Below are 14,264 nucleotides of genomic sequence, written 5' to 3'. Positions count from 1 at the left end.
ATCACGGCAAAACCTTGGGACTGCCGGGCTGGTTGCTCGGCTTGAGCGGGCTGGCAGGGTTGTTGTTGCTCTGGTGGCTGGGGGTGAAGGTATTTGGCAGTGCAGACGGTTTGTCTGCGCGGTTCTCGCTGTCGGCGACCTTCGCCAGCCTGTGGGAATTGCTGGGGCGCAGCGAGCTGTACCTGAACATCGCCGTGAGCCTCAAGCGAATCTTTGTCGGGCTGTTCCTGGCGTTGCTGATAGGTGTGCCGTTGGGCTTGCTGGTGGGCAGCTCGCGCAAGCTGGAAGCGGCGACCACGCCGGCCTTCCAGTTTTTGCGGATGATCTCGCCGCTGTCGTGGATGCCCATCGTGGTGATGTTGATGGGCGTGGGCGACCAGCCGATCTACTTCCTGCTGGCGTTCGCGGCGGTGTGGCCGATTCTGCTGAATACGGCGGCGGGTGTGCGTCAGCTTGATCCGCGCTGGCTGCAACTGAGCAAAAGCCTGAGCGCCACGCGCTGGGAGACCTTGCGTCGGGTGATTATTCCCGGGGTGATGGGGCACGTGCTGACGGGTGTGCGCCTGGCCATCGGCATTCTGTGGATCGTGCTGGTGCCGTGCGAGATGCTCGGGGTCAGTGCGGGGCTGGGTTATTACATCCTCGACACCCGTGACCGGCTGGCTTACTCGGAGCTGATGGCGATGGTGTTGCTGATCGGCTTGCTGGGCTTTGCCCTGGATGCGTTTGCGCGGTGGTTGCACCAGCGTTGGGTGCATGGCGCCAACAGCTAGGCCTGGCCCTTCAAAACAAACCCGACTGGATGTCGGGTTTGTTGTTTATGCAGCGTGATCAGCGATGGTAATACCCCGGTCCGCCGTCGTAGTAGCGATGGTCATGCCACCCGCCACCGCCGTGGGGGAAAATAATGCAGCCGCTCATGCTCAGCATGATCAGCAAGGGAATCAGCAGTGTGATTCGACGAAGCATTTCCAGATCCTCTAGGGTACTCACAGGTTCAATCAGGCGTTGGACAAGCCAAAGTTTTTCATCGCCTGTAACATGAGACCCCGCCGACCCCATTCCATCCCCGCCAAAGGGTATGCGCTTGGTGTGGCAGTCGATACAAAGTGGATACAATTTTTCAGCTTCAGGAACCCGTCATGACCCAAAAGCAACGTTTGAAATACTCGATTCTGATCTCCCTGGTGGTGCTGGGGACGATGTTTGGCCTGTCCTACCTGCAGAACAATGGGGTCATCAGCGAAAAAACGTTCCAGTACATCGCCATTGCCGTGGCGGTGACCGTGGTGGTGATCAACGGTGTGATGCGCCGCAAGGTCAAGCCTAACCTCTGAGTCAGGCCCGGCCTTCCAGGACTTTGGCAGCCTGCTCGTGCAGGCTGTAGCTCTTGTCGGCGTTCAGGGTGATCACGCCTTCGGTGCACAGGCGCTTGAGCACCTCACGCACGCTGAGAAACGACAACGGGATGCCCAGCTCCAGCAAATGGCTGTGCACACCGCGCACGCCGAGGGTGCGCTGGTTGTCGGCGGCGGTCAGCAGGGCGTCGATGACCTTCAGCCGGATCAGGCTGGTGCGCAGGCCAAAGCACTTGAGCAAATGACGAATGCGCTGGTTGCCATGTTCCGGCGCCTTGCCGAACGCCTGGTTGCCGGAGCCAAAAGCGCCGTCATGCATGGATGAGTGTCCTTCCGTGGGCAGTTGCGAGTTGTACATGCAGAAACTCCTTATCAGAGCCTGATCAGGAAAATGATGGTGCTCTTAACTAATAAGACGTACGAGCAGCCGAAATCATGAAGCGCGGGATGTAGAAATTTTGTCGGTAACATCCCGGAGACATACCGACATGTCTGAATAAACGCCTGCGGCTGCTAAATTATTCCCGGTTTTTACGTCTTAACTGAGGTGTTGGCGAAGCTGTCCCTCGTCACGGTGTTTAATTTGGCTGTGGAGTCTGCGTGATTATTACCAACGGGTTGTTCAGGGTGTGCGTGGCGGGTGCGTTGCTGGGGCTGAGTCTTTCGGCCACGGCGCGGGTGCAGGAGCAGCAGGCCACGGCCGAGATCCGCCGCACCGGTTTTGGTGTCCCCCATATCCGGGCCAGCGACGAGCGCGGGCTGGGGTTTGGCATCGGCTATGCCTATGCCCAGGACAACCTGTGCCTGCTGGCCAATGAGGTGGTGACGGTCAACGGTGAGCGCGCCAGGTACTTCGGCCCCGAGCAGGCGACCCTGGAGGGGCGCAACAACCTCGCCAACGACGTGTTCTTCACCTGGCTCAACACGCCCGAGGCGGTTGCGGCGTTCTGGAAGGCACAAACCCCGGCAATGCAGCAGCGCATTGAAGGCTATGTGGCCGGCTACAACCGTTACCTCAAGGAGCGTACCGCCCAAGGCTTGCCGGCGCAGTGCCAGGCCGCATGGGTACGGCCCATCACGCCGCAAGACCTGGTGAAGTTGACCCGTCGCTTGCTGGTGGAAGGCGGCGTCGGGCAGTTTGCCGAGGCCTTGGTGGGCGCAGCGCCGCCGAATGCCGTTGCTCAACGGGATGCCAAGGCATTTGAGGTCGCCGCTGCCAACCAGCAGCGTTTCGCCCTCGACCGTGGCAGCAACGCCGTTGCAGTGGGCCGCGACCGATCATTCAACGGCCGTGGCATGTTGCTGGCCAATCCGCATTTTCCGTGGGTTGGTGGCATGCGTTTCTACGAGATGCACCTGACCATTCCCGGCCAACTGGATGTGATGGGCGCCGCCTTGCCGGGCCTGCCGGTGATCAACATCGGCTTCAACCAGCACGTGGCCTGGACCCATACGGTTGATACCTCCAAACACTTCACCCTGTACCGCCTGACCCTGGACCCGAAGGACCCGACCCGTTATTTGCTGGATGGCAAATCCGTGCCCATGGATAAAACCAACCTCAAGGTGACGGTGAAAGCCGCCGACGGCAGTACACGGGAAGAGTCGCGCACCGTCTACAGCTCGCAGTTCGGCCCGATGGTGCAATGGCCGGGCAAGCTGGACTGGGATAAAAAATATGCCTTCAGCCTGCGGGACGCCAACCTGGGCAACGATCGGGTGCTGCAACAGTGGTACGCGATGAACCGCGCCGCGAACCTCAAGGAACTGCAAACCTCGGTGCACACCCTGCAAGGCATCCCGTGGGTCAACACCCTGGCGGCGGACGACCAGGGCCAGAGCCTGTACATGAACCTGTCGGTGGTGCCCAACGTCAGCGCGCAAAAACTCGCGCAGTGCAGCGACCCGCGCGTGGGCCTGCAGTTCATCATGCTCGACGGCTCCCGCAGCGCCTGCGCCTGGGACGTGGACCCGCGTGCCGCCCAGGCCGGGATCTTCCCGGCCGATCAGCAGCCGCAACTTGAGCGCACCGACTACGTGCAGCACTCCAACGACTCGGCGTGGATGGTCAATCCCAAGGCCCCGCTGACCGGGTTCTCGCCGGTGATCAGCCAGGAGAACATCGGCCTGGGCCCACGCGCCCGTTTCGCCTTGCAACGCTTGCAGGAACTCGACAAGCAGCCGATCAAGGTCGTCGACTTGCAGAACATGGTCATGGACAACCAGGTGTACCTCGCCAGCCAGGTCATGCCGGACTTGCTGAAATTCTGCGCGGGTGCCGATGCCAGCGTGAAGTCGGTGTGCGACAGCCTGAAAAACTGGGACCAGCGCGCCAACCTAGACAGCGGCCTGGGCCTGGTGCACTTCATCAACCTGGCGGAGCAACTGGCGCAAGCGCCCGACGCGTGGAAGGTCGGCTTCGACCCGGCACACCCCTTGACCACACCACGTGGGCTGGCAATTGAACGGGCAGGGGTGGCCAAGGCACTGCGCGAGGCGATGCTGGCGTCCGCCGCCGACGTGGCCAAGCGTGGGCTGACCGCCGACAGCCATTGGGGTGATATCCAGGTCTCGGGACAAACACCGATCCATGGCGGCCCGCAGGAACTGGGCGTGTACAACGCCATGCAAAGCGTGCCCCGTGCGGATGGCAAACTCGAAGTGGTCAGCGGCAGCAGCTACTTGCAAATCGTCACGTTCGACGAGAAGGGGCCGCAAGCGGTTGGCGTACTGGCGTTCTCCTTGTCCAGCGACCCGGCGTCGAAATACTTCAAGGACCAGACCCAGGCGTTCTCCGAGAAAAAACTCGGGCCGCTGCCGTTTACCGAGCAGCAGATCAAGGCTGATCCGCAGTACCAATTGCAGGTTGTCAAAGAGTAAAACGCTAGGTGTTGATTGCTCCCGGCCCGTGGGAGCAATCAACGTTCGTTCGCTACGCCCCCAAGACCTCCCCGCAGCACCCCGCCGCCTACCCCGATAGCTGTATATACGCCATCCGGGCGACTTCTTACTCTCAATGAACTCCGGTTAGAGCCCGTGTATACGGGCCGGAGTGCCTTAAAACAACAAAAAAACCTGCTTGGGAACGGTGGCTGTCGCGCCGGGTTTCCGGCTGTTCGTGTTTTTGCCTGCCAACAACAATTACTGGTATTCACGGAGCACTCAATGAAACGTCATGACCGCTTGCAACGGGCCTTGCGGCTTTCACCGCTGGCCCTTATTTGTGCCTGCGCGCCAGCTTGGGCTGGCTATGTGTTTGAAGACGGAGGGTTCAAGGGGGAACTCAATCTGGGCGTCGGTACGGCGGTGATTGCCAGCGACGGCGTGAACTTCGGCCTGGGGCAAATCGATGCCCGCAGTGGCCAGAACAAGGGCCCGCGCGCGGACTGGGTGGAAACCTTTTTCAAGCCCGGCGCGACCCTCAACTACACCTTCGACAGTGGCCTGCAATTGCTGGGCGGCGCTTCGGTGATTGGTACCCATACCTATGGCGATGGTGATGCGGCGGGCCTGACCCGTGGCGGCGATGGCAACGTCAGTCTCGAAGAACTTTACGGCGGTGTTCGCAGTGGCGCCTGGACCTTTACCGCCGGGCGTCAGGGGTTTGTGGTAGGCAACGGCTTCATCATCGCCGACGGGCATTTGGGGATGTATTCGGAAGGTGCCTATTGGGCTGACCCGCGCCGTGCATTCAAGGACACAGCGATCTTGCGCTACGATGCCGGGCCGTTATCCAGCCAACTGTTTACCGTGCGCACCGACAGCCATTTGGGGGACACCCGCATGACCGGGGTCAACCTCGACTATGCATTGGCGTACGGCAAGCCGGGGCTGATGATGCTGCACGTCGATGATGTCGACCCGAAGATCAATGCCGTTGCACCCCGTGACGGCATGAACCTCTATGACGCTCGATTGCTGGGAATGAAAGTTCCCGGCATCAACGGCCTGACCCTGGAGGCGGAATACGCCATCGAGCGGGGCAGCGGCAAAGGCGTGCAATACGACGCCAGCGCCTGGTATGCGCGCGCTGACTACCAATTCAGCAGTCTGCCCTTAAACCCGACTCTGACCTATCGTTACGGTGTGTTCTCCGGGGATGCCAACCTGGCTGACAACACCCGCAAAAGCTGGGAACCGCTCAGCAAGGGCTATATGGAGCGTGGTGCCTGGGTGATCGGTGACATCACTGGCAACTACCTGCTTAACAACAGCAATGAACGGGTGGGCATGTGGAAACTGGCCACTCAACTGACGCCGCAGGTGGGTGTTGGCGGGGTGTACTACCAGTTCGCCTTGGACCAGAAAAACTACCTGGGCCAGGCGGTCACTGATCGCGATTTCGCCGATGAGAGCAGCCTGTATGTCGACTGGACGCCGGTGCCAAGCGTGTACGCGACGCTCTCCTACAACTGGGTCAAGCCCGGTGCAGCGGCGAAGCAAACCTTGGGCAACGATACGTTTTCGGCCTGGCAGGTTTACCTGAGCTACCACTACTAAACCCAGCGTCGATAAAAAAACGCGCAACGGCTTTTGGGCCGTTGCGCGTTTTTTATCTGGTGCTGGTTCAGGGTTGGGTTGGTTTTACCGTCAACGGCGCAATTGCCAGGAACGACGCTGCGCACAACACCACTGAGGTCCAGAGCAGGAGGGTGAAGTGGCTCTGTTCGCCGAGCAACATCGCTGCCAATGACGGGCCAACGGCCAGGCCACCGCAAATCGCCAGATTGGACAACACTACCAATCGGCCACCCTGGCGATCGTGCTCACTGATGGCCGTCATGAGAAAGGGCAGGGTGTAGGTCCAGGCGAACTTGAACACGCAGGCGGCGAGAAAATAATGCACCAGGGTCAAGTCGCCCAAGAGGCCTAACAAACTGCCTGCCATCAACACAAAACCAGCCGCCACCAGCAGCGTACGCGGGCCCCGAGGGCCGATCCAGGTGGCGAACAATGCACCGGCGATGCCCATCAAGGTTGCCGTGGCCAGGGCGCCAGCACTGTCGGCGGGCTTGATGCCCTGATGGTTGGCCAGTTCGCCGACAAAGGTCCAGATGCCGCTCAGGCTCAGGTAGAACAGGAATACCGCGAGCATGCCAAGCGCAGCCTTGGCACTGATCGCCGCTTTACCCGTAGCGACGGGGGCGGGGCTTCGTTGTGGCAGGCTGAACACCAGCGGGAATACGCAGGCGGTGACCAGTGCCATCAGGAAAAAGAACGTCGCCGCGCCGCTGTACTCAAACAGCGCGGGCATGAAATGCAGGCTCACCGCCGCCAGCACCAACTGCCCCGACACCCAAAGGCCGAAGGCGCGGGCGGCGTTCGGCAAGGTTGCTGCCGTGCCCATGCACACCAGCACCAGGCACGCCTCGGCAAAGGCACTGGCAAAACGCACCGCCACCAATAAACCATACGACGGCTGGGCGCCATGCAACAGCAAGGCGGTCAGCAGGTTGCCGGCAATGAACAGCAACGCTGCGCAGCAGGCAATGCGGCGCCAGCTTAGCCAGCGCATCATGAAGTAGGCCGGCAAGGTTGCGACCGCCATGGCGCCCAGTTCCATGGTGAATAGAAAACCTACTTGCTGGGTGTTCAAGCCCAGTTCGACGATATAACGGCTGGCGAGCGCCGGTGCTACCAATAGCACCAGCGGGCCGATCGCCGAGAAGATCACCACCGCGGCCAGGCGCAGGCCGGCGTTGGACACGTAGCGTTGTGCAACGGACAGACTGCTCATGTGCGGAGTCCTTCTTCGAATAGGGGGCTGTGCAGCACGTGCTGCAAGTGGGTGATCCATTGCTGTTGATGGGGTTGCAGTGCCTGGCCGGTGATGCCGCGCATGTCCGCCAGGTTGGGGTCGACAATGGCAGTGCGCTGTCCGCTGAGGGTTTCCATCACCGCCAGGCCCATGTAAGGCACGGTGTTGGGTTCGTAGCCGCCCTCGTGGCACAGCACCAGGCGGCCGTCACAGCAGTGGTCGGCAAGGTCCATCAAGCGCTGGGTCATGGCCCGGTAGCTGTCGCTGTGGAGCATCATCCGGCCTAACGGGTCGTACGCTCCGGCATCGAAACCGCAGGGCACGATGATCAATTGCGGGCGATAGGCGCGCAGCGCCGGTAAAATCAGGGTATCGAAGGCCGCCAGATATGCGCCTTCGCCACAACCGGCGGGCAGCGGTACGTTGAGGTTGTAACCCGTGCCCGCGCCGCCGCCCAGCTCATGCGCATGGCCGGTATGCGCGGGGTAATTGCCGTCCTGGTGGATGGACACGGTCAGTACGCGCGGGTCGTCCCAGAAGATGCGTTGTGCACCGTTGCCGTGATGCACGTCCCAGTCAACAATCGCTATGCGCGTCAAGCCGTGCTGGTCCAGGGCGTGTCGGGCTGCCAGCGCCGCATTGGCCAGCAGGCAAAACCCCATGCCCTGGTCCGGTTCGGCATGATGGCCGGGCGGGCGTACCAGCGCATAGGCGTTGCGCACGGTGCCTTGCAGCACTGCGTCCACCGCGGCGACCACACCGCCTGCTGCCAGCGCCGCGATCTCGTAACTGCCGTGGCCCACCGGCGTGTTGGCACACACCAGGCCGCCCGGCCCGTCGCTTAGTTGCTGCAATTGCTCAAGATACGCCGGTGTATGCACCGCGAGCAGTTGCTGCTCGGTCAGGGCCAGGGCCTTGATCGGCTGCAATTGCTCGCCCAGCCCGCTGACCTCCAGCAGATTCTTGAAGCGGCGTTTGGTTTCAGCTTCCTCGAACGGTACCCCAGGCTGAATCGTCAGCCCTGGCTGATACACCCCGGCGTGGCGGCCGGTTGAGTGCCACATGTAAATTTCATGCCAGACAAACCCGGTCTTCATGGCGGTCCCCTTCATCGAACAGATCCTCACAGCCAGTGAACGAATCTGCAGAGTAGGAGGGCGACAAGGGCGAGAAAATGCCTCTATGGGGGTAGGGCGGGTTACGGGAGCGGCTTGGCCGCCAGCAGGCTGCACAGTTGCAACTCGGTACTCACCCCGAGCTTGGCGTAGACATTACGGCGATGCACCTTGACCGTCTGCACGCTGATATCCAGCAACCGCGCGATCTCCTTGGTGCCCTTGCCATTGAGCATCCACTGGATCACCTCGCGCTCGCGGTTGGTCAATACAGGCTGTTCGTGGGCACCTGCGAGCGGGGAGGCGTGCTGCTTCCAGAATTTGCGCAGCAGGCACTCAACCAGGGGGTAGACACTGTTCAGCGTCGCCAGCTCATCGCGCTGAGTTACGCCATCGCGCCGCCCCATCGACAGCACCAGCGATTGCCCCGACTCCATTGGCAACAGAATGTCGACTTCATCATTAAGCTGCAGCTCGTGGTAATACGTCTGGTAATACGCGCTGCTTTCCAGGGCACAGGTCGCGCTGTTGATCTGCACGATCTGCGCGCCGGTGCCGTGGGCCATACGCTGCAACAGCGGATCCTGTTTGTAGGCGGAAGAAAAATACGCGCCGAAATACTGCGGGTGGCGGTGGGCGGGGATGTCATGGGCAATGATCGTAGGCCGGTCACTGCCGGCGTCATAAACTTTCAGGATGAAATTGTCGTGATCGATGAACTGGCGCATCGCACCACAAAGCAGCGTCGGCAACTCACTGTCCAGTTGACGATCGAACAGCCCGGCCAAGTCCCTGTGCCAACCGGCGACCTCCTTGAGCGCCAGAATCTGATTGAGTGCCATGATGCCGTTGCCGCCCCAGCAGAATTGGATCAGTAGCTTCAGCAAGATTCATACCGGCTAACGGGCAGGCGCCACGCAAGGCCTTCAAATGTTGACGCCAGGGCGTTGGTTCGCGTTTACTGGCCACGCCTTGGGCGCCAGCCCCGTAGCTGGCTGTTACTTTGCGTATCGAGCCGCCCAGTGCACCCGCTGTACTGCCTGGTGGAAGAATATTTTTTGAAATCAAGGGGTTGCAAGCCCTGGCAAATGAGTACATAATTGCGCCCATCGAACGCACTGAAGCATTAAAAACTTCAATGTTTTCAATGAGATAGAGTAGAGGCAAGCTTCACATAGCCCACTCAAGTTTGTATGCGGTGAATGTCGGTTGTAAGGCATTAATCGTTTGAGGCCGAGTAGCAAAATGGTTATGCAGCGGATTGCAAATCCGCCTACGCCGGTTCGATTCCGACCTCGGCCTCCACTCTTAGAAACCCCGTAGATTAACGTCTACGGGGTTTTTTATTGGGCGCGGGAAAGTATTAGGTGCCGGGGGATGATGTCGGGAACACTGGTCTGACCCTGAGGGATCCCGCTCGCCGGAAAGCGCCTGCACCTTTCGCTCGGCGGCGCTGACCGTGGCTTTCTGAATCATCCTGGCTCTCAGTGAACCGCCGAGGGCTTGATGCTGGGAGCCGGTTCATATTTGGAAATTTCTTTGACCCAGAAACGACGGTAGTTAGTCTGGTCTGGCGGGAGCGGTTTGTGATTTGACCATGAATGCTCACGGTTGATGGCGGCATGGTATGCCTCCCACTCCTTCATTTCGGCCACCTCCTTGGCCTTTTTCTCATTATCGAACCAGCCGAGTATGTACACCTCGCCTTGATCCATGCCGTGCTCGACCAATAGATAGATTTCTTTCATATGCTTGCACCCGCTACAACATTTCTTGAAGCCCCGAACGATGAGGCATTGGTTTGGTTATCGGCAAGTGCGTTTCAAACGGCGCCCGCAGCCTTGGCTTCCAATCCCAACCCGACTAGTATCGCGTTTTTTTTACTCTAAGGATGGACAGATGTTTCCAAGGTACTTGCGATGGGTGTTTCTTGTTTGCGTGATAGGCAACGTCTTGCAGTTGCTGCTGCTCGGCTTCCAGGCCTACTCGGGCTCGGTCCCGCCAAGCAAGATGATCATGCCGATTGTGATGGTCGTCGTATTTGGCTGGATGGCCACCCAATCGACTAAAACGAAGTAGCCTGCGCCTGCCTCTTGAAGATTGCCTTCCGGATATATCTGGCAAGCATCCATAAGCCGCTCCCTACGGCAGCCAGGGGGGGCTTTGTTCATCAGCGTTTACATCCTTGAGGGCCGAGATGACCAAGCCCTCAGGAAGCGCTGACTATTTACCGGCAGTAATGCGCGCCATGAACAGGCGCGTCAGGCTGGCGATCTGTTCGGTTTTTTCATCGAGTGCGAAATGGCCCGCCTCCAGGACATGCACCTCGGCACCCGGCACGTCATCCTTGTAGCGCAGGGCCCCCGGCACAATGAACGACGGGTCGTATTTTCCCCACATGACCAGCATGGGCGGTTGGTTGTCTTTCAACCATTGCTGCCATTTAGGGTAGGAGGCGACGTTGTTCTGGTAGTCCAGCAACAACGCCGACTGTATGGCCCGCTGGCCCGGACGGGATAAGGCGGCAAACTCGTCTTCCCAGGCATCCGGGTTATAGCGCTCGGGATGGGGGCTGGTGCCCAGATGACGCTGCTTCGTGCCCTCGTACCCCGTGAACGCATCGACTTGCTCGGGATGTTCGGAAGGGGCCTTCCAATACTTGGCGATGTTTGCCCATTTGGCACCCAGGCCTTTGTTATAGGCATTGGCGTTCTGGATGATGATGCCGTGCAGTTTTTGCGGGGCGTTGAGGATCATCCGAAAGCCTACCGGGCCGCCGTAGTCCTGCATGAACAGGGTGTACTCATCGATTTTCAATTGTGTGAGCAGCTTGCTCATGGTCTCGGCCAGATGGTCGAAGGTGTAGGCGTAGGTCGCAGCGGAGGGCGCGTCGCTTTTGCCGAACCCGGGGTAGTCGGGGGCGATCACGTGATACCGATCGGCAAGCAGTGGTATCAGTGAGTCCCACATGCGCGACGACGAAGGGTAGCCATGCAGCAGCACAAGGGTTGGCGCGTCCCTGGGGCCGGCCTCACGATAGAACACCTTCACGCCGTCCACGCTGGACCAGTGATAGGCAGTGGACTCGCTGGTATAGGGGAGGGAAGGTACAGGTCCGGCCGCTTGCGCCGGTTCGGTCATCGACAGCGTCGTCATAAGTACTCCCAGTGTGCAAAAAGTCGCGATGTTCATTGAGGCCTGAGCTCTGAATTGCGCATTCCCGGTGAAATGCAGCTGAGGTCAGAGTGGACGTATCTCAGTATCGGCACCATTGGCCCAATGACCATTTTTCATTAGAATCGGGCCAATCTTGATCAGGCCCGTCTCTGTGAAAAAAAGTGTGAGAGTGGCGGTCATCGCCTTTAATCGAATCAGTCCCTTTCACCTTTCCGTTCCCTGCCTGGTGTTCGGTAAAGACCGTAGGGTGGGGGATTCACCCTGGTTTGAGCTGGTGGTTTGTGCTGGCGAGGATGGGGTGCTGATGACCAACGCCGGTTTTGCCGTCCAGTGCRACCATGGTCTGGATCAGGTCGTCGGGGCCGATATTGTCATCGTCCCCAGCTGGCGTGATGTCGCCGAAGCGCCGCCGCATGCACTGGTCGAAACCCTTAAGGCCGCCCATGCAAGCGGCGCGTTGGTGGTGGGGCTGTGCCTGGGGGCGTTCGTACTTGCCCACGCGGGCCTGCTGTGCGACAAGCGGGCAACCACGCACTGGGCCTGGGCGGCGCATCTGGCGCGAGATTTCCCGCGCATCGAAGTGGACCCCAAAGTGCTGTATGTCGAAGCAGAACAGGTACTGACCTCGGCGGGCGTGGCAGCGGGGCTCGATTGCTGCATCCACATCGTCAGGCGTCTCTACGGGCGGGGGGTTGCCAATGCGTTGGCGCGCCAACTGCTCGTCTCGCCTCATCGCGACGGCGGCCAGGCTCAGTTCATCAGCCAGCCGGTGCCTCAAGGCGCCAGCGACCAGCGTCTCGGCCAGTTGCTCGACTGGCTTCGGGCCAATCTGGGCCAACCGTTGTCAATCGATCACGTCGCGCAGAGGCTGGCGATGAGTCGACGCAGTTTCACCCGGCACTTCAAGCAACTGACCGGCTCGACGTTTGGGCAGTGGCTCACCAACGAGCGAATCAAAGCCGTTCAACTGCACCTCGAAACCACCGACCATAGCGTTGAGGCAATCGCTGACGCCTGCGGGTTTGGTACAAGCCTCTCTTTGCGTCAACACTTCTTGTCGATCGTGGGCGTGAGTCCCACCACCTACCGAAAGGCTTATCACCGGTAGGCTGGCAGAAAAAGCGCGCGGTTTCAGGCTATCAACCGCCGCCCCGACTAGGCCCGGTTGGCCTCACCAATCAGGATGTCCTCGAAGAACGCCCCGATCGGCAGTGTGGGATGGCACAGCTGTATCTCCAGCACCCAAACCATCTCGCTCGGTACGATCTCCACTTCAGCCAACTTGTCCTGCCCGAACAGCGCATGCGGGAAGTCGGCGATGCGGTGCCCGGCCAGGTTGCGTTCAAGGCGCCAGCCTTTGGAGAGGGCACTGTGCTCGGCGAAGTCATAGAGCTCGCGTCCGGTCAGCCCGCGGTGCCAGGCGTCGCGGGTTTCGTCGAACACTTGGTGCAGTGCCTTCACGCATGCGTCATGCAGCGGGTGCTCGCCGAACACGAAGGTGTCGCCATAGTCGCCTTCATAGCCGTCCCACACCGGGCCCAGGTCGACCACGGCGATATCGGTGGCACGCAGCTCGCGTAGCAGGTCGACGCCCTGGCGCGGGGTACGGACGGTGTCGTCGCCAAAACGTATATAGGTGGGGTGCCAGGTGTGAGACGCGCCCATGTCCTGCAATGTCTGGCTGGCCATTTGCAGCGCTTGCGCAGTGGTCATGCCGACTTTCCATTGGTCGGCGATGGCGGCCAGGGCTCTCACCGTTTGCTCGCGGGCCGCGAGCATGCCGTCAAGCGAGTAGCGCGGGCCGACTTTTTCCAGCACCGGGTCCAGCGTCTTGAGTGACGACGCCTGGGTCGACGCACCGCTGGGGACGAAGGCTTCGGCGACAAACCGATGCGCCTGCGCACCCGCTGCCAGGCAGGTTTCGCGGACCTGGTTGATCATCGTGCTATTGCCGCAGGCATAGATTTGGCTATCGGCCCAGTTATGGGGCTGTGCCAGTGCGACCTGTTGCACGCGGGCGTCTGCCGCCTGGACTCGATGCCAGTGAAAGCGTGGATGGGCCTCGCTGGCCCATTCGAGAAACTCGGCGTCGTAGAAGTCCGCCGGTGCCGAGTTACCCCAGTACAGGGTGACCTCGGCTTGGCGGGCCAGGGCTGTCAGCAACAAGGGTTTGACGCCGGCATAGCCGGTGCCGGTCGCGAACAGCACCACAGGGCGCTCATCTTCGTGTTGCCAGGTGCAGGCGCCCACGGGGCCTTCGAGTTTCACCGCATCGCCCGCTTGCAGGGTCGACAGGATGCGTTCGGAAAACAGGCCGCCGCTGACCTGGCGAATATGAAACACCAGCCGGCCGTGCTCCTGCGCGGGCAAATTGGCCACGGAGAAACAGCGGCTGTCGCCATCGTCGAGGCGAAACCTGAGGTACTGGCCGGGCCGCACTTCCAGTGGCTGGGCCGTCTGCAACACCAGCTCGACGATATCGCCGCTCAGTGCGCGCTTGCCGATCACCTGTGCGCTGACTTCCAGCGTTGGCGTGTCCAATGACCAGCCGGGAATTTCCAGGCGCATGTCGCTGCAGGCATGGCTCTGGCACAGCAACATCTCGTCAGCCGCGAGCGGGTAGGAGGGCGCCGGGGTGTCTGGTGTGCGCATCTTTTCTCGATACTCGCCTGACACCACCTTGACCTTGCACGACCCGCAGGCGCCGCGCCGGCAGGAAAAGGGCACGGCGAGACCGCTGGCCAGCATGGCGTCGAGCAGCAATTGATCGGCGGCTTCGAAGGACTTGCCCGAGGGCAACAATTCAACGACATGGCGGTTATGCATAAATACCTCGGGGCAATTGAGGTTCGATTA

The 14,264-nt window shown here is 60.5% G+C and carries 14 protein-coding genes and 1 tRNA gene; 6 read left to right on the top strand and 9 right to left on the bottom strand.

Annotation, left to right across the window (positions count from 1 at the left end; all coding sequences use genetic code 11):
* Window positions 1-14 precede the first annotated feature (14 nt).
* Window positions 15-773, top strand: coding sequence for an ABC transporter permease (locus tag P3C29_RS06750; protein WP_201126194.1), 759 nt, complete (start codon window positions 15-17; stop codon window positions 771-773).
* A gap of 58 nt (window positions 774-831) precedes the next feature.
* On the opposite strand, the gene P3C29_RS06745 is transcribed toward P3C29_RS06750, so the two are convergent.
* Window positions 832-969 (bottom strand): hypothetical protein, encoded by a 138-nt coding sequence (locus P3C29_RS06745; RefSeq protein ID WP_010171564.1) that lies wholly within the window; start codon window positions 967-969, stop codon window positions 832-834.
* A gap of 173 nt (window positions 970-1,142) precedes the next feature.
* Between P3C29_RS06745 and P3C29_RS06740 the strand changes: the two genes are divergently transcribed.
* Complete coding sequence (locus P3C29_RS06740; RefSeq protein ID WP_010171562.1) at window positions 1,143-1,337, top strand: hypothetical protein; 195 nt, start codon at window positions 1,143-1,145, stop codon at window positions 1,335-1,337.
* A 1-nt stretch (window position 1,338) separates the two neighbouring features.
* Here P3C29_RS06740 and P3C29_RS06735 read toward each other — a convergent pair whose 3' ends face one another.
* Window positions 1,339-1,716 (bottom strand): hypothetical protein, encoded by a 378-nt coding sequence (locus P3C29_RS06735; protein ID WP_010171559.1) that lies wholly within the window; start codon window positions 1,714-1,716, stop codon window positions 1,339-1,341.
* A gap of 242 nt (window positions 1,717-1,958) precedes the next feature.
* Here P3C29_RS06735 and P3C29_RS06730 point away from each other — a divergent pair, with 242 nt between their 5' ends.
* Complete coding sequence (locus P3C29_RS06730) at window positions 1,959-4,238, top strand: acylase (protein WP_275964151.1); 2,280 nt, start codon at window positions 1,959-1,961, stop codon at window positions 4,236-4,238.
* A 285-nt stretch (window positions 4,239-4,523) separates the two neighbouring features.
* On the top strand, window positions 4,524-5,858 hold the full coding sequence (locus tag P3C29_RS06725; protein WP_275964150.1) for an alginate export family protein: 1,335 nt from the start codon (window positions 4,524-4,526) through the stop codon (window positions 5,856-5,858).
* Between the two features lie 67 nt (window positions 5,859-5,925).
* On the opposite strand, the gene P3C29_RS06720 is transcribed toward P3C29_RS06725, so the two are convergent.
* The 3 genes from P3C29_RS06720 to P3C29_RS06710 all read right to left on the bottom strand — a co-directional run bounded on the left by P3C29_RS06720 (window position 5,926) and on the right by P3C29_RS06710 (window position 9,118).
* Window positions 5,926-7,095, bottom strand: a complete 1,170-nt coding sequence (locus P3C29_RS06720; RefSeq protein ID WP_275964149.1) for an MFS transporter — start codon at window positions 7,093-7,095, stop codon at window positions 5,926-5,928.
* Window positions 7,092-8,228, bottom strand: coding sequence for a class II histone deacetylase (locus tag P3C29_RS06715; protein ID WP_275964148.1), 1,137 nt, complete (start codon window positions 8,226-8,228; stop codon window positions 7,092-7,094). The genes P3C29_RS06720 and P3C29_RS06715 overlap by 4 nt, the downstream gene beginning before the upstream one ends.
* A gap of 86 nt (window positions 8,229-8,314) precedes the next feature.
* The gene (locus tag P3C29_RS06710) at window positions 8,315-9,118 is read right to left on the bottom strand and encodes a LuxR C-terminal-related transcriptional regulator (RefSeq protein WP_275964147.1); all 804 of its coding nucleotides are present in this window, start codon (window positions 9,116-9,118) and stop codon (window positions 8,315-8,317) included.
* A gap of 344 nt (window positions 9,119-9,462) precedes the next feature.
* Between P3C29_RS06710 and P3C29_RS06705 the strand changes: the two genes are divergently transcribed.
* Window positions 9,463-9,536, top strand: a tRNA-Cys gene (locus P3C29_RS06705).
* Between the two features lie 179 nt (window positions 9,537-9,715).
* Here the strand turns inward: P3C29_RS06705 and P3C29_RS06700 are convergent.
* The 3 genes from P3C29_RS06700 to P3C29_RS06690 form a co-directional block, all read right to left on the bottom strand.
* Window positions 9,716-9,979: a hypothetical protein gene (locus P3C29_RS06700; protein ID WP_201124401.1), complete on the bottom strand. Its 264-nt coding sequence runs from the start codon at window positions 9,977-9,979 to the stop codon at window positions 9,716-9,718.
* A gap of 234 nt (window positions 9,980-10,213) precedes the next feature.
* Window positions 10,214-10,363, bottom strand: a complete 150-nt coding sequence (locus P3C29_RS06695) for a hypothetical protein (RefSeq protein WP_275964146.1) — start codon at window positions 10,361-10,363, stop codon at window positions 10,214-10,216.
* A gap of 91 nt (window positions 10,364-10,454) precedes the next feature.
* A complete protein-coding gene (locus P3C29_RS06690; RefSeq protein WP_275964145.1) occupies window positions 10,455-11,387 on the bottom strand; it encodes an alpha/beta hydrolase in 933 nt (310 codons plus the stop codon).
* A 184-nt stretch (window positions 11,388-11,571) separates the two neighbouring features.
* Here P3C29_RS06690 and P3C29_RS06685 point away from each other — a divergent pair, with 184 nt between their 5' ends.
* On the top strand, window positions 11,572-12,516 hold the full coding sequence (locus tag P3C29_RS06685) for a helix-turn-helix domain-containing protein (RefSeq protein ID WP_275964258.1): 945 nt from the start codon (window positions 11,572-11,574) through the stop codon (window positions 12,514-12,516).
* Between the two features lie 47 nt (window positions 12,517-12,563).
* On the opposite strand, the gene P3C29_RS06680 is transcribed toward P3C29_RS06685, so the two are convergent.
* Complete coding sequence (locus P3C29_RS06680; protein ID WP_275964144.1) at window positions 12,564-14,234, bottom strand: M24 family metallopeptidase; 1,671 nt, start codon at window positions 14,232-14,234, stop codon at window positions 12,564-12,566.
* Window positions 14,235-14,264 lie beyond the last annotated feature (30 nt).

Source organism: Pseudomonas sp. 1912-s, from assembly GCF_029269205.1.
Taxonomy (GTDB): Bacteria; Pseudomonadota; Gammaproteobacteria; order Pseudomonadales; family Pseudomonadaceae; genus Aquipseudomonas.
The sequence above is the reverse complement of the archived record's forward strand: the minus strand, read 5'-3'. Positions and strand labels throughout refer to the sequence as shown.

Excerpts from the sequence above, each read along its gene's own strand:
- P3C29_RS06745 (WP_010171564.1), bottom strand. The coding sequence starts at position 969 with ATGCTTCGTCGAATCACACTGCTGATTCCCTTGCTGATCATGCTGAGC.
- P3C29_RS06740 (WP_010171562.1), top strand. The coding sequence starts at position 1,143 with ATGACCCAAAAGCAACGTTTGAAATACTCGATTCTGATCTCCCTGGTG.
- P3C29_RS06735 (WP_010171559.1), bottom strand. The coding sequence starts at position 1,716 with ATGTACAACTCGCAACTGCCCACGGAAGGACACTCATCCATGCATGAC.
- P3C29_RS06725 (WP_275964150.1), top strand. The coding sequence starts at position 4,524 with ATGAAACGTCATGACCGCTTGCAACGGGCCTTGCGGCTTTCACCGCTG.
- P3C29_RS06720 (WP_275964149.1), bottom strand. The coding sequence starts at position 7,095 with ATGAGCAGTCTGTCCGTTGCACAACGCTACGTGTCCAACGCCGGCCTG.
- P3C29_RS06715 (WP_275964148.1), bottom strand. The coding sequence starts at position 8,228 with ATGAAGGGGACCGCCATGAAGACCGGGTTTGTCTGGCATGAAATTTAC.
- P3C29_RS06700 (WP_201124401.1), bottom strand. The coding sequence starts at position 9,979 with ATGAAAGAAATCTATCTATTGGTCGAGCACGGCATGGATCAAGGCGAG.
- P3C29_RS06695 (WP_275964146.1), bottom strand. The coding sequence starts at position 10,363 with ATGGATGCTTGCCAGATATATCCGGAAGGCAATCTTCAAGAGGCAGGC.
- P3C29_RS06690 (WP_275964145.1), bottom strand. The coding sequence starts at position 11,387 with ATGACGACGCTGTCGATGACCGAACCGGCGCAAGCGGCCGGACCTGTA.
- P3C29_RS06680 (WP_275964144.1), bottom strand. The coding sequence starts at position 14,234 with ATGCATAACCGCCATGTCGTTGAATTGTTGCCCTCGGGCAAGTCCTTC.